Source organism: Micromonospora sp. CPCC 206060, assembly GCF_036906895.1.
Taxonomy (GTDB): Bacteria; Actinomycetota; Actinomycetes; order Mycobacteriales; family Micromonosporaceae; genus Micromonospora.
This window is the reverse complement of sequence record NZ_JBAKHU010000004.1, coordinates 1-17,993: the sequence shown is the minus strand read 5'-3', so window position 1 is coordinate 17,993 and position 17,993 is coordinate 1. Positions and strand designations below refer to the sequence as shown.

At 68.9% G+C, this 17,993-nt stretch carries 17 protein-coding genes, 1 tRNA gene and 1 riboswitch; of the genes, 6 read left to right on the top strand and 12 right to left on the bottom strand.

Features of this window, described 5'->3' with window-relative positions; genetic code table 11:
* Positions 1–63 precede the first annotated feature (63 nt).
* From V6U90_RS05460 to V6U90_RS05450, 3 genes are all read left to right on the top strand, one after another.
* Entirely contained in the window at positions 64–1,377 is a 1,314-nt protein-coding gene (locus V6U90_RS05460; protein WP_334432041.1) for a hemolysin family protein, read from the top strand.
* A complete protein-coding gene (locus V6U90_RS05455; RefSeq protein WP_334432039.1) occupies positions 1,370–2,413 on the top strand; it encodes a hemolysin family protein in 1,044 nt (347 codons plus the stop codon). The genes V6U90_RS05460 and V6U90_RS05455 overlap by 8 nt, the downstream gene beginning before the upstream one ends.
* Before the next feature lie 135 nt (positions 2,414–2,548).
* On the top strand, positions 2,549–3,559 hold the full coding sequence (locus V6U90_RS05450) for a C40 family peptidase (RefSeq protein ID WP_334431578.1): 1,011 nt from the start codon (positions 2,549–2,551) through the stop codon (positions 3,557–3,559).
* A 310-nt stretch (positions 3,560–3,869) separates the two neighbouring features.
* Here V6U90_RS05450 and V6U90_RS05445 read toward each other — a convergent pair whose 3' ends face one another.
* The gene (locus V6U90_RS05445) at positions 3,870–5,849 is read right to left on the bottom strand and encodes an N-acetylmuramoyl-L-alanine amidase (RefSeq protein WP_334431576.1); all 1,980 of its coding nucleotides are present in this window, start codon (positions 5,847–5,849) and stop codon (positions 3,870–3,872) included.
* A gap of 319 nt (positions 5,850–6,168) precedes the next feature.
* Positions 6,169–6,308: riboswitch (cyclic di-AMP (ydaO/yuaA leader) on the top strand.
* 12 nt (positions 6,309–6,320) lie between these two features.
* On the opposite strand from V6U90_RS05445, the gene V6U90_RS05440 reads away from it, so the two are divergent.
* On the top strand, positions 6,321–7,361 hold the full coding sequence (locus V6U90_RS05440) for a C40 family peptidase (protein ID WP_334431574.1): 1,041 nt from the start codon (positions 6,321–6,323) through the stop codon (positions 7,359–7,361).
* 86 nt (positions 7,362–7,447) lie between these two features.
* Here the strand turns inward: V6U90_RS05440 and dcd are convergent, their stop codons facing one another.
* Positions 7,448–8,026, bottom strand: coding sequence for a dCTP deaminase (gene dcd / locus V6U90_RS05435; RefSeq protein ID WP_334431572.1), 579 nt, complete (start codon positions 8,024–8,026; stop codon positions 7,448–7,450).
* 100 nt (positions 8,027–8,126) lie between these two features.
* On the opposite strand from dcd, the gene V6U90_RS05430 reads away from it, so the two are divergent.
* Positions 8,127–8,756 carry a pyridoxamine 5'-phosphate oxidase family protein gene (locus V6U90_RS05430; protein ID WP_334431570.1) on the top strand — a complete coding sequence of 210 codons (630 nt, stop codon included), beginning with the start codon at positions 8,127–8,129 and terminating at the stop codon, positions 8,754–8,756.
* Between the two features lie 30 nt (positions 8,757–8,786).
* Here V6U90_RS05430 and V6U90_RS05425 read toward each other — a convergent pair whose 3' ends face one another.
* Positions 8,787–9,773 (bottom strand): zinc metalloprotease, encoded by a 987-nt coding sequence (locus tag V6U90_RS05425; RefSeq protein ID WP_334431568.1) that lies wholly within the window; start codon positions 9,771–9,773, stop codon positions 8,787–8,789.
* 341 nt (positions 9,774–10,114) lie between these two features.
* Here V6U90_RS05425 and V6U90_RS05420 point away from each other — a divergent pair.
* Positions 10,115–10,188: transfer RNA gene (locus tag V6U90_RS05420), tRNA-Gly, on the top strand.
* A gap of 57 nt (positions 10,189–10,245) precedes the next feature.
* On the opposite strand, the gene V6U90_RS05415 is transcribed toward V6U90_RS05420, so the two are convergent.
* The 9 genes from V6U90_RS05415 to V6U90_RS05375 form a co-directional block, all read right to left on the bottom strand.
* On the bottom strand, positions 10,246–11,463 hold the full coding sequence (locus V6U90_RS05415) for a tyrosine-type recombinase/integrase (protein WP_334431566.1): 1,218 nt from the start codon (positions 11,461–11,463) through the stop codon (positions 10,246–10,248).
* Positions 11,463–11,669, bottom strand: a complete 207-nt coding sequence (locus V6U90_RS05410; protein ID WP_334431564.1) for a helix-turn-helix domain-containing protein — start codon at positions 11,667–11,669, stop codon at positions 11,463–11,465. The genes V6U90_RS05415 and V6U90_RS05410 overlap by 1 nt, the downstream gene beginning before the upstream one ends.
* Complete coding sequence (locus tag V6U90_RS05405; protein ID WP_334431562.1) at positions 11,654–13,468, bottom strand: replication initiator; 1,815 nt, start codon at positions 13,466–13,468, stop codon at positions 11,654–11,656. The genes V6U90_RS05410 and V6U90_RS05405 overlap by 16 nt, the downstream gene beginning before the upstream one ends.
* A complete protein-coding gene (locus V6U90_RS05400; RefSeq protein WP_334431560.1) occupies positions 13,465–14,037 on the bottom strand; it encodes a DUF2637 domain-containing protein in 573 nt (190 codons plus the stop codon). Before V6U90_RS05400 ends, V6U90_RS05405 begins: the two co-directional genes overlap by 4 nt.
* Positions 14,034–14,228: a hypothetical protein gene (locus V6U90_RS05395; protein ID WP_334431558.1), complete on the bottom strand. Its 195-nt coding sequence runs from the start codon at positions 14,226–14,228 to the stop codon at positions 14,034–14,036. The genes V6U90_RS05400 and V6U90_RS05395 overlap by 4 nt, the downstream gene beginning before the upstream one ends.
* Positions 14,225–14,485 (bottom strand): hypothetical protein, encoded by a 261-nt coding sequence (locus tag V6U90_RS05390; protein WP_334431556.1) that lies wholly within the window; start codon positions 14,483–14,485, stop codon positions 14,225–14,227. Before V6U90_RS05390 ends, V6U90_RS05395 begins: the two co-directional genes overlap by 4 nt.
* A complete protein-coding gene (locus V6U90_RS05385; protein WP_334431554.1) occupies positions 14,482–16,071 on the bottom strand; it encodes an FtsK/SpoIIIE domain-containing protein in 1,590 nt (529 codons plus the stop codon). Before V6U90_RS05385 ends, V6U90_RS05390 begins: the two co-directional genes overlap by 4 nt.
* A 305-nt stretch (positions 16,072–16,376) precedes the next feature.
* Positions 16,377–16,778 (bottom strand): transcriptional regulator, encoded by a 402-nt coding sequence (locus tag V6U90_RS05380; RefSeq protein WP_334431552.1) that lies wholly within the window; start codon positions 16,776–16,778, stop codon positions 16,377–16,379.
* A gap of 137 nt (positions 16,779–16,915) precedes the next feature.
* On the bottom strand, positions 16,916–17,993 hold a 1,078-nt coding region (locus V6U90_RS05375; RefSeq protein WP_334431550.1), incomplete at its 5' end, for a hypothetical protein.

The following is a 17,993-nucleotide window of genomic DNA, read 5'->3' as shown; positions in this document are numbered from 1 at the left end:
CCGCCGTGCAAGAATCTGCGCCGAGGTGAACCGACCATTGACGGCATACTCCTGACCACGCTGTTGCCCCTGGTCGGCTTCGTCCTGCTGACCGCCGGCAACGCGTTCTTCGTCGCAGCCGAGTTTGCGCTGGTCACCGTGGACCGGGCGGACATCGACCGGCGGGTGGCCGCTGGCGACCGGCGGGCCCGGACGGTCCGCCGGGCGCTCCGCGAACTCTCCTTCCAGCTCTCCGGCGCGCAGTTGGGCATCACCATCACCGCCCTGCTCACCGGGTACCTGGCCGAGCCGGCCCTGGCCAAGGTCTTCAGCCCGCTGCTCCGCTCGGTGGCCGGTACGCTCACCGACCGGATCACCCCGCTGCTGGCGCTCGCCCTGGCCACCCTGCTCTCGATGCTCTTCGGCGAGCTGATCCCGAAGAACGCCGCGCTGGCCCGGCCGCTGCCGACCGCCCTGGCCACCGCCGGACCGATGCGCGGCTTCTCCCGGACCTTCGGCTGGCTGATCCGGACCCTCAACAACTCGGCCAACTGGCTGGTCCGCCGGCTCGGCGTCGAGCCGCAGGAGGAACTGGCCAGCGCCCGTTCGCCGGAGGAACTGGGCCTGCTCGCGGCGATCTCCGCCCGGGCCGGCGCCCTGCCGTCGGACACCGCCATGCTGTTGCAGCGGACCATCCGGTTCGGCGACAAGCGGGCCGCCGAGGCGATGACCCCCCGGGTGGACGTGGTCGCGCTGCGGTCCACCGCCACCGTCGCCGAACTGCTCACCCTCTCCCAGGAGACCGGTCGGACCCGGTTCCCGGTCTACGAGGAGACCCTGGACCTGGTCACCGGTGTGGCCGGGGTGCCGGACGCGCTCGGCGTACCGCTGGCGCGGCGGGCCGGCACGACGGTGGCCTCGGTCGCCCGGGAACCGGTCTACGTGCCGGAGAGCCTCAACCTCGACGGGGTGCTCGCCGCCCTCACCACCGCCGGTGCCGACCTGGCCATCGTGGTCGACGAGTACGGCGGCACGGACGGGGTGGTGACCGTCGAGGACCTGGTGGAGGAGCTGGTCGGGGAGATCGCCGACGAGTTCGACCCGGACGCGGTGGACGACGCTGGCCGGCTGGAGCTGACCGTGCCCGGCGGTGAACGGACCGTCCTGGTCGACGGGGTGCTCCGCGAGGACGAGCTGGCTGAGCAGACCGGTTTCCGGCTGCCCGAGGGCCCGTACGAGACTCTCGCCGGATTCCTGCTCGCCCGGCTCGGTCACATCCCGGTCCCCGGTGAGACCGTGGAGGAGGCCGGTTACGAGTTCACCGTGGTCGAGGTGGAACGGCACCGGATCGAGCAGGTCCGGGTGGTCCGGCCGGAGGAGCCGGGTGAGCGTGCTTAACCTCGCGATCACCGCCGCCCTGCTGCTCGGCAACGCCTTCTTCGTGGGCAGTGAGTTCGCGTTGATCGCCTCCCGGCGTACCGTCATCGAGCCGCTGGCCGCGACCGACCGCCGGGCCCGGTGGGCGCTGTCCGCGATGAACCAGATCCCGCTGATGATCGCGGGCGCACAGCTCGGCATCACGATCTGCTCGCTGGGTCTGGGTGCGATCGCCGAACCGGCGCTGGCGCACCTGCTGGAGACGCCCTTCCACGCGCTCGGCCTGCCGGAGGGGGCGATCCACCCGGTGGCGTTCGTGATCGCCCTCGGTGTGGTGGTCTTCCTGCACACCGTCGTCGGCGAGATGGTGCCGAAGAACATCACCCTCGCCGGACCGGAGCCCGCCGCGCTCTGGCTCGGGCCGGCCATGCTCGCCTTCTGCCTGGCCACCAAGCCGCTGCTGCTGGCCATGAAGTGGGCGTCCCGGCGGGTACTGCGGCTGTGGCGGATCGAGGCGGCGGACGCGGTGAAGACCGTGTTCACCGCCGAGGAACTGGCCGGTCTGGTGTCCCAGGCCCGCACCGAAGGGCTGCTCGGCTCGGAGGAGCACGCCCGGATCACCGGCGCGCTGGCCCTGCACCAGCGGACCGCCACGGACGCGATGCGCCCCTGGGCGGCGGTGACCACCGTCGCCGAGGACGTCTCGCCGGCCTCCCTGGAGGTGCTCTCCACCCGTACCGGCCGGTCCCGGTTCCCGGTGGTGCAGCGGTCGACCCGGCGGGTGCTGGGCTTCGTGCACGTCAAGGACGTCCTCGGGTACGCCGGTGCGAGCCGGCGGGCCCCCGTACCGCCGGAGGTGTTCCGGCCGTTGGCCGTGGTCCCGCCGGACCGGACGCTGGCCGACCTGCTGCTGGCGATGCGGCGTGAGCGACGACACATGGTGCTGGTCTCCGATGGCCGCCGGCCACTGGGCGTGGTGACCCTCGACGACGTGCTCACAGCGGTGGTGGGGCGCCCGTCCGATACGGCGGGTACCCGGTTGAATACGCAGAAGTGATGTTGCGTCGTGCGCTTTCCGGAGCGCCTTGATTCGCTCCCGAACCTTCCCTAATGTGATGCACCGACCGCTGTGGTCGTCGGCCTCCATCTTTCCCCTCGCGAGGCGCCCGGCGGTCGGGTCACAAAGGAGTCGGTGCCGGTGGCACTCCTGCCCCCATATCGCCCTTCGCCAGACCAGCAGTCCATCCGTCGGGGTGGTCTGCGCCGGTTCGCGCGCCATCTGACCGCCGTCGTTGCCGCTGTGGTCGTCGGCACCGGTCTGCTCGCTGCCGCTCCCGTGCACGCCGAGCCGTCGGTGGACGAGATCGAGGCGCAGATCGACAAGCAGTGGGAGCAGATCGAGCCCACCATCGAGCAGTACAACAAGGTACGCAGCCAGCTGAAGGTCAACCGGCAGAAGTCGGACGACCTGCAGAAGAAGATCGAACCGTTGGCGTTGCAGAGCCAGCTCGCGCTCAACCGGGTCGGCGCCATCGCGGCGCGCTACTACATGACCGGCCGGTCGAGTGAGCTGAACGCCCTGCTGGCCACCGGCAAGCCGGACAACCTCGCCGAGCAGCTCGCCCTGCTGGACCGGCTGGCTGCCCACGAGCGGGCGCAAATCGCCGGGGTCATCGCCATCCGCGACAAGTACGACGCGGAGAAGCAGAAGCTGGACACCCTGATCGCCACGCAGGTCAAGCAGGAGCGGGACCTGGCGGCCAAGAAGAAGCAGATCGACGCCGAGATCAAGCGGCTCCAGGCGTCGCTGCCGAAGACCGTGGTGAAGACCACCAAGTGCCCGACCGTGACCGGGGTACTCAGTGCCAAGGCAGCCATCGCGATCAGGACCGCCTGTGCCCAGGTCGGTAAGCCGTACGTTTGGGGTGCCACCGGGCCGGACGCGTTCGACTGCTCCGGCCTCACCCAGTACGCCTACAAGGCGGCCGGGATTTACCTGACGCACTACACGGGAGCCCAGTGGGACGAGGGCAAGCCGGTCAGCCGGGCTGACGCGCGCCCCGGTGACCTTGTGTTCTTCCCCGGCCATGTCGGGCTGTACCTCGGCAACGGGCTGATGGTGCATGCTCCCCGTGAGGGTAAGCCGGTGAACGTTTCGCCGATCAAGTACATGACGCTGAAGGGCTTCCGCCGGGTCACCTGAGCCCCTGACAGCGTGGAAAGGACCCCCGGCCATCGCCGGGGGTCCTTTCACATGACGTGCAACCGGATGTACGGGTTGGCGTCCCCCGGATCCCGGCCCGTGCGCTCCCCGCCTCTGGCCGAACCCGGTGTATGCCGACTGCGACACTGTCGAGCTGCCTGCGCAGACGGAGCGCTCCGTCCGGGCAAGCAACTCGACAGCGCCGGCTTCCGGGTGTGCCAGCGGCATCCTGGCGGCGTCATCCCGATCCAGCCAGGATGACACCGCCAGCCCGCGTGATCCCCGGCCAGTGGCCCGCGTGGTCCCCGGGTCAGGCCGGCGCGCCCACCGCCGACGGGAGCAACTGCACGTCGTCCAGGTTGACGAACATCACCCGGTGACCGAACTGGATCTGCACGTAGCGGTTCTCGCCCCGGATCACCGTCCAGTCGCCCGGCGAGGAACCGTCGAACGTGGTGGCCCGGTAGTACTCGCCGGGCACGACGTTGCCGACGGCGTACCGCTGGCCGGCGGAGAGGGTGTACTGCAACGGCGAGATCGGCTGGTACGGCACGCCGGGCGGATAGGCTGCCGCCTCCGGGTACGCCCGGCCGTACACCGGGATGGTCGCCTTCCCCGGCTTCGGGGTGGCCACCATGCCCACCGTCCACTCTGCGGTCGGCGCGTCCGCCGGGTTGTGGAACCACGCCTTCTGGCCGAGGTACCAGACCGCCGTCCAGTCACCCTGCCGGTCCGCGATGACGTACGTCTGACCGGTCGACGCGCGTGCCCCGTGGTCCGAGATGTGCATCGTGTTCGGGGTACCGTCCGGACGCAGCGCGATGTCGTTGACCAGCGGTGCGTTGTGGTCCGGTGCGCTGCGCAGGATCACCGACGACGAGCCGCGCGGGGTGCACGGCACACCGGCCCGGACGCAGCCGGTGAAGGCCGGCTTGTTGGTGGCGAAGTCGGGCGCGATCCGCACCATGCCCGTCGCCGGGGTGCCGGTGTTGACTTCCGGGGCCTTCATCAGGTCGAAGTAGTGGTCCCAGTCCCAGTACGGCCCCGGGTCCCAGTGCATGCCGCGCACGGTCGACGCGACGGTACCCGGCACGTTGTCGTGGCCGATGATGTGCTGCCGGTCCAGCGGGATGCCGAGCCGCAACGCCAGGTGCCGGACCAGCTTCGCCGAGGTCCGGTACATCGCCTCGGTGTACCAGGTGCCCTGGGCGGCGAAGCCCTCGTGCTCCAGGCCGATGGACTTGGCGTTGACGTACCAGTTGCCGGCGTGCCAGCCGACGTCCTTTGCCTTCACGTGCTGGGCGATGTGCCCGTCCACCGAACGCAGCGAGTAGTGCCAGCTCACGTAGGTCGGGTCCTGGACCAGCTTGAGGGTGGTCGCCCAGGTCGCCTCGGTGTCGTGGATGAGGATGTACTCGATCTTCTGCCGGGCCGGCCGGTCGGACAGGTCGTGGTTGCCGTAGTCGCCGCCACCGAGCTCCTGGTAGGGGGCCGGGATCCACTCGCAGGAGATGTCGAGCGGGCACTCCAGCCCGTCCGGACGCTCCAGCCTGCGCAGCCCGAGCCGGTCCAGCCAGGACCGCTCCGGGGTGATGTCGGCCCGGGCGACGAGGGCCACCTGCTGCCCGTCGTCGGTGCGCCGGCTGACCCCGGTACGGATCGTGTCGTACACCTGGTCGGCGAAGGCCGCCGCCGCGTCGGCGCTGTCCGCGCCCGCGTACCGGGCCACCGCGCCGTACCAGGCGGCCGGGTTGCTGTCACTGCCCGTCGGCCCGGCCAGGCTCCGCTGGTACGACGCCAGCAGGGCGGCGCCACCCCGGATGTTGACGGCCGGCTCGGCCCGCAGCGACTCCTCGGCGGCGCCGGTGAGCCCGGCGGCGGCGTCCAGCGTCTGCAACGACGCGGCCGGCGGTGCCGGACTGTCCGTCCCGGTACCGGCCCGGCTTGGCCGGGAGTCGTCACCGCGCGGGTCCTCGTCACCGGAGTCGTGGTGGTGCCCGGGGAGGGAGAGCACGTACTCGGCGTCGGTGAGGTGCATCGGGCCGAAGCCGCCGCTGGTGCTCGGGGTGCCCGCGTTGGTATCCCAACGGGACTGGAGGTAGGAGACGCCGAGCAGGACGCTCTCCGGTACGCCGTACTCCGCTGCTGCGGCGGCGTACTCCTGCTGCCGGGTCGGGGCGGTCGAGCCGGCGGCCGGGGCCGTCGCGGTGAGTGGGACGAGCGTCGCGGCGCCGGCCACGACGGCGCTGAGCAGGATCCGTCTGCTCGTCGGTACGTTCGGGCGAAGCATCGAACCTCCATTCGGGGGGGGGATGGGTCAGTCCGTCGTCACCCTCGCGCGTGCCGGGACGTTCGTCAACAGATTCCGACGAGACCGGTGCCAGTGAAATTTATCTTCGCTCCCCGTCGGGGGCCGCCGCGTTCCAGAATCGCCGCGTCCCGCCCCCGACCTGTCGAGGAATCGTCACGTCCAGCGGGCCGCCGTGTCGGGTCGAGTGTCCGCCATGTGGATGGAATCGAGGGGTGTCGCAGCTTGCGACCATCCGGCGGCCTTCTCTAGTGTGGTCATTTGTCGAGACGGCAGCAGGTCACCCAGCCCGGGTGGCATCGGCTCGACACCGCCGAATCGCTCGCCTGGCGAGCCGGGGACCCAGTGCACCACCGGGGTGAATCCGCAGTCCTGCGGTAGGGCGCCTCCCTTCCCGCCCGAACCCGTCAGCTAACCCGGTAGGCGGTAGGGGAAGAAGGAGTTAAGGCCTCGGTGGCACACCATGCCCCGCGGTCGACGTCCACCCGACCGGCTCCCGCCGGCCGGCGGACGATCGCACCGCGCCCACGCTGGTCTCGCATATCCACCGCACTCGCCGCCCTCATCGGGTTCGCCGTCATCCTGACCGGCGGAGCCACCGCGGCACACGCCGAACCCTCGATCGCCGAGATCGAGAAGCAGATCGACGAGGACTGGAACAAACTCGAACCGATCATCGAGAAGCACAACGCCACCCGCCAGGACCTCGCCGCCCGCCGCAAGCAGGCCGCCGCGCTCGCCCGACAGATCGAACCTCTGCAACTCCAGGTCGACCTCGCGATGAACAAGGTCAGCGCGCTCGCCGTCCGGGCGTACAAGGGTGAGAACACCTCGGCCCTGAACGCGATGCTCGCCGGCGGCTCACCCACCACGTTCGTCAGCCAACTGGAGATCCTCGACCAGTTCGCCAAGCGTCAGCAGGCGGACATCCAGGCGGTCGTCGAGCTCAAGCGGAAGCTCAGCGCCAAGAAGGAGCCACTGGACGCGCTGGTCGCCCAGCTCACCCGTACCGAAGCCGAGCTGGCCGCGAAGAAGAAGCAGATCAACGCCGAGATCGACCGGCTGCAGAAGCTCCGGATCCAGGTGTACGGCAACGGCGGCGGTGGCCCGCTGCGGCCCGCCCCCTGCCCGGCCACCTACCCCGGCGGCAAGGCCGGCATCGCGGTCAAGTTCGCCTGCGCCCAGATCGGCAAGCCGTACGTCTGGGGCGCCGAGGGGCCCAACTCGTACGACTGCTCCGGGCTCATGCTCGCCGCCTGGGCCAAGGCGGGCGTCTCCCTGCCGCACAACGCCGCCGCCCAGCGGCGAGCGGTGCCGAGCGTCAGCCGGTCCGAGCTACGCCCCGGTGACCTGGTCTTCTACTACAGCGACCTGCACCACGTCGGCATGTACGTCGGCGACGGCTGGCTGGTGCACGCCTCCCAGGCCGGCGAACCGGTCAAGATGAAGCGGGTCGACAACGGACCGATCCACAGCTACGGCCGCCCCGGCTGAGATTCGATGTAAGGAAGGGCCCCTTCTTAACGCTTTCGGTATAGGAAGGGGCCCTTCTTAACGCCTGTCGCCGGTGTGGCTGTCGCTCAGCGGGTCGGCCAGGTCCGCCAGTGCTGCCAGGCCCGGCTCGGTGTCGGGCCGCGCTGCCCCTGGTAACGCGAGCCGTAGACGGCCGACCCGTACGGATGGTCGGCCGGCGACGAGAGCCGGAAGATGCAGAGCTGCCCGATCTTCATGCCCGGCCAGAGCGTGATCGGCAGGTTCGCCACATTGGAGAGCTCCAGGGTGACGTGACCCGAGAAGCCGGGGTCGATGAAACCGGCCGTGGAGTGGGTCAACAGCCCCAACCGGCCCAGCGAGCTCTTGCCCTCCAGCCGTCCGGCGAGCTGGTTGCCGAGCGAGATCACCTCAAGGGTCGAGGCGAGCACGAACTCCCCGGGGTGCAGCACGAACGGTTCCCCGTCCGGTACGTCCACCAACGAGGTCAGGTCGTCCTGCTGCATCGCCGGGTCGATGTGCGTGTAGAGATGGTTGTTGAAGACACGGAACAGCCGGTCCAGGCGTACGTCGATACTCGACGGTTGCACCAGCGCGGGCTCGAACGGCTCCAGCGCGAGATTACCCGCCTCGATCTCCAGCACGAGGTCACGGTCGGAGAGCAGCACGGACACACCTTAGCGAGCCGCCCGGCCGGTACCTGCGTCGGCGTCGGGTCAAATGCCTGGTTGAGTGGGCGTTCGAACGTGTGTTCGATAGAATGAGGGCATGGCAACCTGGTCTGAATTCGCCGCTGACGAGCCCCGACTCGCCGACGGGATCCGCCACCTCATGCAGCAGTACGGGCCAGGTCTCGGCTATCTGGCGACGGTCCGCGCGGACGGTGGTCCCCGGGTGCACCCGGTGTCACCCGTTATCACCGAGGAGGGCCTCTTCTGTTTCGTCATCGACTCGCCGAAGCGGCGCGACCTGGAACGCGACGGGCGGTACGCGCTGCACTCGTTCCCGCCGGAGGAGAGTGACGACGAGGCGTACGTGGCCGGTCGTGCCCGACCGGTTACCGATCCGGCCCGGATCGCCCGCCTCGCCGACCGAGCGCATGCCACGCGGCAGGTCGACTGGCGGCTCTTCGAGCTCACCGTCGATGTGGCGATGCTCGCCCGACGCGGTGGTCAGGGTGATCCGGGCTCGCCGCACTCGCGCCCGGACGTGCAGGTGTGGCTGGATCCGACCGGAGCCGGAGCCGGAGCCGGAGCCGGAGCCGGAGCCGGAGCCGGAGCCGCCGGGCCCACGCCGCCGCCAGTCCGGCCGAGCCGACGTGGGCGGCACGCCCGCCATCCGATTGCGGAGACGCCGGTGCCTGTCCTGGTCCCAGAGACGCCGGTGCCGGCCCCGTGACACGGAGCCGGCACCGGACGGTGGTTGCGTTTACGCCGCGCGGTACGCGTTCCACGCGGTGATCATGCGAGCCGCCTGGCCGGCGGTGAACTCGTACATGCACGAGTCGTACGTGTAGTCCATGAAGTTGTGGATCGGATCGGCACCCGCGGTGGAGCAGGTGTCCCGGCCGGTCGGGCACTGGTAGGCCGGCGACGACTCAGCCGGGGTGTCCGAGACGCTGTCGCCCGAGCCGGAGCAGCCACCCTGGAAGGTGTGGTAGAGGTTCAGCCAGTGGCCGACCTCGTGGGTACCGGTGTCACCCTGGTTGTAGTTGGTGGCGGTACCACTCGGCAGCGACTCGCCCAGCACGACGACACCGTCCATGCTGTCCAGCTTGCGCTTCGGGAAGGTGGCCCAGCCGAGCAGGTCGTCGCTCAGCTCGCCGAGGTACATGTTCAGGACGTTCTTGCCGCCCTGGCGCAGCGAGGTCTTCATCGACCGCTCTGCGCTGGAGCCGTAGACGATCGGGTACCACGCGGGGTTGGTGACCCGGTTGATGCTCTGCAACTGGAAGGCGAAAGCGGTGGGGGCGCCACCGGTCGCGCCGCTGTATGCCTGGTTGAGTACGTTGATCTGCGAGGTGATCATCGAGTCCGGGATGTTGCCACCGGCGCGGGTGCTGTCCCGCTGGATCACGTGCACGATCACCGGGATGGTTACGGTGGCCATGGTGGCCGGACCGGCAGCCTCCGGTCCGTTGCGCAGCGCACGCTCGCGTAGCGCGGCGACCAGGTCCGCGTCACGCTCGCGCACCTGGGCTGCGGTCAGCTCGTTCGGGTCGTGCTTCGCCGTGCCGCCAGCCTTGACCTTGGCGTCTGTATGGGTGTCAGCCGGCGTGGCGCACTCCTCGGCGTGGCCGGCGAGTGCTGCGGCAGCGGGCGTGACGCCCACCGCTGCGGTGCTGAGCAGCAGTGCGAGGGTCGTGGAGGCGACACCAGCGGCACGCCGGGTCAGCAGGTTGGGACGAAGTCCCATGTGGCCCACCTCTTTCTCCGCGGTGCGACCGAGGGTGTGTCGCACCGTGTCCGGGAACGTGGGGGGAACGTTACAACTGATTGATTCATTTGAGAACGGCCATGTGTTGCACCAGTGGAAATTTCTGTGAGCTGCCCGGGGGTGCCGAGCTGCACCGGGAGGCTTCTGAAGATCAACTCATCTGGATGGGTGGCGGTCGTCGGTGCCATCGACGGGCCTGGACGGGGTCGGTCGGCTACCGAGGGCGCGGCAGCGACGGGTGCCGTGGGAAGGGCGTAGACGGCGTGCCGGGGGTGGGTGAGTGCATGATCGGAGGCGACCAGGTACAGTGGGTTCCGCTTGCGGGTGTAGTTCAATGGCAGAACATCAGCTTCCCAAGCTGACAGTGCGGGTTCGATTCCCGTCACCCGCTCCACGTACGAAGGCCCAGGTCAGGACCCAGTTTCTGACGCTGGGCCTTCGCTGTTTCTGATCACTGATCATGCCGCGTGCCCCCTGCGTGCCCCTTCGGTTCACCGTGCCCCTCCGTGCCCCCGTCCTGCCCCGGGTCGGCGTCGCCCTGGTCGCCACCGTCGCTGCGGCCCGTGCCCCCGCGTGAGTCCTCGACGAGCTGGCTCAGCGCGTCGGCGATCTTCCGATCCCGGCCGGCGGTTTTGTGCAGATAGATCAGCGCCGCCCGGGTGGTCGAGTGGCCCATCCGATCCATCAGGTCCCGCAACGTCGCGCCGGTCTCGGCCGCCCAGGTGTTGCCGGTGTGCCGCAGATCGTGGAAGTGCAGACCCGGCTGACTGATCTCGGCCACCGCCTTACGCCAGTGATCCTGAAAGTTCGACCGGCGCAGCGGGCCACCCTTCGGACCGAGGAAGAGCAGCGCTTCGGCGCCCTTGCCGGTGAACTCGTCCAGGTGCCGCACCACGTCCGGCAGCAGGATGGCGGGAACCGTCACCACCCGTACGCTTGCGTCCGACTTCGGCGGGCCGAAGACCAACTCAGCCGTGGGCAGCTCCACCACCGAGCGCTCGACGAGGACCGTACCGGCCACCGGGTCGACGTGCTTGCGGGCCAGCGCGGCCAGTTCACCCCAGCGCAGCGAGTTGAAGCAGGCCAGCAGCACCAGCAGCCGGTACCGCTCAGGCACCGAATCGGCGATGGTGAAGACCTCTTCGATGGTCGCCGTGGGCCGCTCCGGGCTCTTCTCCAACCCGGCGCCCGGGATCTGGCAGGGGTTCTTGGTCAGGTACCTGTCCGAAACCGCCGTGTTCAGCATCGATCGCAGCAGCCGGTACGCCTTCGCCACGGTGACCGGTCCCACGCCACCATCGAGCAGGTCACGCCGCCACTTCCGGAGCCGAGGAGTGGTGATCTCAGCCAGCCGCATTTTGCCGAGCGCCGGTGCGATGTGCAGGCGGAACAGCCCCTCGTAGAGCACCACCGTCTTCGGCCGCAGCTTCGGCCGTTCCTTGATCCACGCTTCGCCGTACTCACGGAGGGTGACCTTGCCGCCCTCCGGATCCAGCCACTCACCGCGTGCGATCTCCGCTTCCTTTGCCGAAAGCCAGAGTTCCGCGTCCCGCTTCCGGTCGAAGGTGGTGTCAGCGGGTCGCAGTACGCCGTCGGGGCCGGGGTAGCGCACCTGGTAACGCCCCGAGGGCAGCTTGCGCACCCGCCCGAAGTGCCGCCGCTTCGCCATTACGCGGCCCTCCCGAGCTGGTGGACCCGGATGGTCGGCGTGACCCGGCCAGCAGCGACGAACGCCGACAACTCGGCGGACTCGATCCGGACATGGGCGCCCAGCTTCACGTACGTGATCCGGCGCTCCTCGATCAGCCGCCGGACGAACCGGGGCGACGTACGAAGCCGTTCGGCTGCCTCGTCCACCGTCAAGAGCTGATCCACTGTGGTTGTTCCTCCCCGTTGTGCGTCGTGCTGTCGTGCTGCGTGCCGTGCTGCTCGGTGCTGTCTGCGGTTGCCGAAAGGTTGGGCTGGCCCTGGGCGGCCCGGTCCTTGGCGGCGAGGAGTTCGGAGCGCCATCGGGCGCGTTCGCTGATGGAGCGCATGAGTCGGTGGGCCAGGGGTGGCACGTCCCCGTCATCGGGGCGGGCGAGTTCCCAGGCGTGCCGTACCCGTTCGATGGTGTCGCCCTGGGTGTCGACGCTCGCGGCATCCGTGGTGACCCCGAGCAGGGCTTTCACCCAGGCTTTGGCGTCGTGTTTGTGGTCGGCGAGGGTCTTGCCGGACCAGTCTCGGGAGATGAGGATGCGCCGGCCGCCGATGCCGAGGGTTTCCCGCTGGTGGACCTTGCCCTTGCAGCGACCCGGCTTGAGCTTCGCGTGTGCCTTCTTGGGCTGGATGCCGTAGAGCAGCCAGTTGGCGCACCGGTCGGTGCACGGGGTGACCCGTAGTGCGGCCCAGAGCCGGTCGAGGTGGCGTTGCTGCCGGTCGGTGGTTGCCTTGTGGCAGTCGCCGGTGGCCTTGGTGATGTATTTCGTGACGTACCGGATCGTGCGTTCAGCGTCGGTGGTGCCAGGCATGACGCCGCGTGCGTCGACCTGGACGCCGAACCGAACGACGTGCACGGGTTCGGCATCCGGGTCGGCGTCGATGGCGTCGAGTGCTTCGGTCCAGGTGGTCAACGGTTCCCGGGTGTCCGGGTCGACCCAGGTCGAGGCGGCCTCGTCCCAGACCGGGGGCCGGTCGGCGGTGTACCGCTGGACGTCGACTGAGGGCCACCACACCTGGTGGTAGGTCGCGGCGGCCACGGTGCGGAGGGTGTCGCGTGCGATGGTGCCCCGGATGGCGAAGTGCGCGTGTGGCGCGAGTCGCCGTTGGGGCTCGACGCAGCCGGCGTACTGGACGTTCCAGCCTTCGCAGCGTCGGAGGTTCTGCCAGAACCGGTCGAGGAGCCGGGGGAAGTGCACGGCGTCCCAGGCGGCGCGGCGGTAGTCGTACCGGTCGGGGTTGACCGGGGTGCCGTCGGGGCGGACCGGCCCGTACGAGTCGAGCGTGAGGGTCAACCACATCGACGGCCGGTAGGTCGACCCGTCCGGGGCGCTGTAGGTCTTGCCGACGGTGCGCCGCTCGACCTTCCGGCGGGGTAGGTCGGGTGCGTCCTGCCGCCGCCGGGTGGAGCGCTTACGCCGCCGGCCGGTGTCGTCGTCGCCCTGGTCCTCGTCGCTGTCGACCTGGTGGGGTGGACCGACCCGCCCGCGTAGCCCTTCGGCGGTGATGGCCTCTTCCACCTCGCGGATGGCTTCGTCGATGTCGGCGACCTGGTCGCGCTGGCAGGCCCGGGATGCTTCGTCGCGGGCGAACTCCAGGTGTGCCCGGAACAGGATCAGTGCTTGCTGTTCCTCGGTGGCGGGTTTCGGGCTGGGTAGGGGTTCGTCGTCGCGGTGCCAGCCTTCGCGGATCTGGGCTTGCCGCAGTCGGCGGTTCTTCTTCGCGCAGGGTGGGCACTTGTCTTCGCGGGTGGCGCCGCAGGGCAGGTCGATGACCTCGGTCAGGCCGGTGTCGAGGTCGGTGCGGCGCATGGCCAGGGGGCGAATGCAAACGCCGTACTCGGTGGCGATGTCCTTGAGCACGTCGACGGAGCGGGGTAGGGCCATGCGGGCCGCCCGCGACCCCGGCCGAGGAGCATCCACGGTCGGGGCAGCGGGAACGGCAGCACTCAGGCCGGGCAGGGTGGGTGCGGTCATCGGATGATCCCGACGACGGCGGGACGGTTCGGTTGGACGACGCTGCGCGGGGGCAGGACCGCCGACGGCACCGGCCGTGCCACAGCAACGGGTGCCGGCATGTCGTCGACCTGCTCCGGCTCAGGTTCGGTCGTTTCGGCGGTGGCGGGTTCCGGCTCGACGGGCGCCCAGTCGTCGACCAGGACCGGTTCCGGTACCACGGGGTTGCTGGACAGGACGACCTTGACCAGGGCGAGGAACGCCAGCGACGGCACCGCGGCGACGATCCACCCCCACACCGACGGTTCGGCTTCGGCGACCTGGGCCGCCAGAGACAGCAGCGCGAACGCGACCAGGAGCACGCCGACCAGGCCGACCGGTCTGCCGGTACGCCGCCGGGCACGGATCTCCAACCCGAGGTAGATCGCCATCAGCTCGACGGCCACGGCGTTGGCCCAACCGATCCAGTCGGGTTGGCCGTGGGCAACGGTCAGGTCATGGACGTGGGTGAATGCGGCAGCACCGGCCATCGCACCGATGGCAAGCAGGATCACCACCCGTACGGCGGTTTCGGCCCGGTGGCGGATCATCGGCGCCGTCCAGTGCGAACGGTCAGCGTGATGCGGATGGACTGGCCGTCGAGGTCGTGACGGCGGTCGACGAAGTGCGCGAGCCCGCGCAGCGCCGCAGCCAGCCGTTCCGGGGTGTCGTTCAGCTCGACGTGCAGCGGCTCGATACGGGCCGGGCGGTGGAACAGACGGAAGGGGTTCACGGCGATCACTTCCCGGTCGGTCGGATGGTCGTACGGATGTGGTCGGGTGGGTCGCCGAGGGTGGCGACGGCTTCGGACAGGCAGCGCCACAGCGCCCACGCCTCGTCCGGGGTCAGGTACATGCGGCGCCGGCCACCGCCGACCGCGAGATACAGCGGGTACGGGTCGGGCCGGTCGGGGTCGACGCGGACGGATACCGCCGTCGGGCCGGTCGGGTTGGGTGCGCGCAGCCGGTAGAAGCGCCGCCCCTCGCTGGTACGGGTCACTGCGGTTCACCCCCGTCGGAGTCGAGGATGTTGCGCAGCGCGTCGGGCAGCAGCGGCCCACGTCGAGGGCCCGGCAGCGGTCGCCGGGTGGGTTCGGGGGCGGTTTCCCGGCCGACCTGGGCGAGGATGTCGGCCGCGTCGACCGGGGCCGGGTACTGCTGGGCCAGGTCCCGGATGTGGGTGTCGTCGAGGTAGGAGAACCGGACCCGCATCGGTTCGGGGGTGCCGTCGAGGATCACGTACCCGACGCCCTTGGCCCAGCGGGGCATCTGGTCAGCCAGGGCGCCCCGGTTGCGGGCACCGTCGCCGAGGACCATGTCGACCTGTGACGCCTCGGTCAGGCCGAGCGCGATGCGGGTCGGGAACAGGTCCCGGAACGGCAGTACCTCTTTGCGGGGGTCCTGCAACGCGGCCACGACCAGGACGCCGACGCCGGCACCCTGGGACAGCAGTACCCCGAGGGAGGAGGCGATGCGCTTACGCAGGTCGACATCGGGCAGGTACGCGGTGAGCGCTGCCATCTCGTCGATGACCACCACGACCAGGGGGTCATCGGTGGTCGGGGTGTGTACCCGGACGGTGCCGGCCAACCGGGCCTGCCGTTCGCGCAGCACGACCACGGCTTCGTCGAGCAGGTCGGCCATGGCGTCGAAGGACTTGCAGGCGAACCGGGCGAACATCGGCCGTCCGATGGCGAACTCCATTCCGCCCTTGGGGTCGATGACCCAGAGCCGGACCAGCCCGGAGGAGATCCCGTCGGCCAGCGACCGCACCAGGGACCACAGCACCGAGCCCTTACCGCGCCGGGTGGCGCCACCGACCAGGACGTGCGTGGCGAGCAGGTGCAGCGACCAGGTACGCAGGTCCTCCCGCCGGGCCAGCGGCAGCGCGGTGAAGTCCGGCACCGCCGGGATGTCGAACGGTGGGACCAGGGTGCGCAGCGCATCGGTACGGACCAGAACCAGGTACACCACCGTCGGCCGGTCCCGGAACCGCACCCGATCCACCAGGCGCAGCAGCCACGCCCAGTCACCGGTACGGGTCGGCGGTTCGTCGGGGTGCTCGGAGTACACCCGGGCATGCCGGCGGCCGAAGGCGTACGCCAGGTTCGCGGTTGCCTTCTGGAAGTCTGCCGGGGTCTGACCCCGGACCATCCGGACGGTCAGCACGTCCAACGCCTGATCCGAGCGGACCCGCAGCAGTTCCGGCAGCACCACCCGGTGATCGAAGGTCGCCGACAGCCCGCACAGGGTCATGGCCTCCCGCCACACCCGCCGGTACACGAACACCCGCCGCAGGTGACCGAGGATCGGCCCGGCGCACCACCGCCACCAGGACGTTTCATCCCGCCACCGCCACAGCGCCGACACCGCCGACGCCAGCACCAGCGGTACGACCAGACCCGGCCAGTCGTACTCGACGTACAGGGCCACGCCGCCGACGGTCAGGCCGACGGTGACCGGGTGGCGCAGGCACCACCAGCAGCCCCGCCACGACCACCGCAGCACCAGGCCCAGCGCGATCAACCAGACCGGCAGCTCCAGCCGACGAGGCCGGATCACCACCAGGTCCCCGGCGGTCGTCATGACCACCTCACCCCGAGGCCGCCCGATCACTTGGCACCCCGCAGCGACACGAACCGCCCCGACGAATCCCGCACCGCCGGCAACGGCAACACGAGCTGGTCGACGCAGAGCGGACACCGGTCGGTCGAGCCGGTACCCGGGTTGAACCTCGTCTGACACACGCCGCACCGGAACCGAGCCGGGGCAGCCGGGCGCCTACGCTTGGACACGTCTGAACCTCTCTCCACACAGAGCAGGGGGAAGGACAAAGAGGGGCGGGGCTGCTCGTCCGCCAAGATCAGACAGCCCCGCCCGTCGCACTACGGCTATGCCGCCGCCTTCTGCTTGCCGACCACACCCGCCGGAGCACGCATCCCGGTCGCCCGCAGCGAGTACGCCATCCGACCGTTGTTCGCCACGTACGGCGTGACCGTCATCCCGTCAAACTCGACCTGCTCGAAGTACGCGCCCGTCGGCGCCACCGGCTGGTAATCGGCCGAGATCTTCACCGTCGTCTCCCGCGACCGCTTCCCGAGGTCGGGGTCCAGGTCCATCACCTTGACCTGCCACACCCGCTGCCCGGTCAGCTTGTCCTTAGCCGGCGACCGCCGACCCGTCTTCTCGTCGAAGTCCTCCACCTCACCCAGCGACTCGGGCACCAACGCGCACCCCGCCGGGAACACGTCCTCACAACGCACGGCGAACCTCGTACCGCCACGCAGAGCCATCGCTCAAACCTCCGCAGGTTGTTGACATGTCTGCCAAGTTGTGAGAACCAAGGTAGACGGCACTTGGCAGACAAGTCAACAAGTCGTCAAAAATGAAGCGCCTGCCGAGTTGGGCAGGCGATCCATGGTGGATGCCTCTATGTAGGTGAAATGGTTGCTACTTCTACGAATCTGGGCATCCAGGATGATTTGACCTTGACGTCAGGTGGGAGCCAAGGGCGGAGCTTGGGCGTTAGCTCAAGTAGCCTTCTCTCAACATGCCTCCAGGAGCCCTTCGCCAAGATCTCCACAGGGCAGAAGCAGCCGTTTGCGTGTCCGGGGTCGACATCAAGGCGAGACCGTATGCAGTAGAAGGCGTCATTACTCGCATCTGCTCGCACGAGATACCATTTACCCCTGCGCTCATCTGGCGAAAGTCCGGCTGCCACAGCGGGCTCCTGTGGGAGAAATAGTCGACTTTCCTGGTGGTGAATCACAAATAGTCGGTCGACTAGCTCGACAGTATCTGGTTCCGGTTGATTGAGGGAGATCCAGGAAGCGGCCTCCAACTTACTTCCTGGACCCCAGATATATTCGGAGGGAAACCGGGTCGTATTGTATCGAGCATCGAAGTGGGTTAGATCTGGATCATGAAAATCTCCTCTAAGTAAAATCCACGACCAAGTTGGGTCGTCGAGTTCCGAGAAGTTCGCGTGTCCGGCGCCCACTCGTGCGCCCGAGCTATCCCACCCAATTGTCAAGATCTCTCGACGTGCTGGAGCTGGGTAAATGCGACCACCAGGCGTTGGTGTGCCCCATAGCTGATTGATGAACTCGGCCATGTCTCGAATGCCCAGCACGGCATCTCCTGGCGAAAGAATGTGGTAAATCGATGCGTGGGAAACATGGTTTCGCATCTTCAGGGTCAGCCTCTCCTTTCCCCGGGCGCGCTGGCCACGGAGCAGTCCCTCAGCGCGCGCCCAGTTCATCAGGCCGTCGAGCATTCCGTTAAATGCTTTTGGACCCGATGACGTTTCAATCTTCAAGCCCTTTTCGCTCTTGACCTTTTGGTACATAGTCTCGTAGCTCGAAACCTTGATTGTCGATGAAATCCCGTCGCGGCTAATGAGGCGCACTTCTTGATTGCTGTAGAAATCAACGAACCTGGCTCTCAGCCTCGATCCACCGATGAATGTCGGGTCGGCGGGACCCCGGAGATAGAAAGTGCCCTCTGAG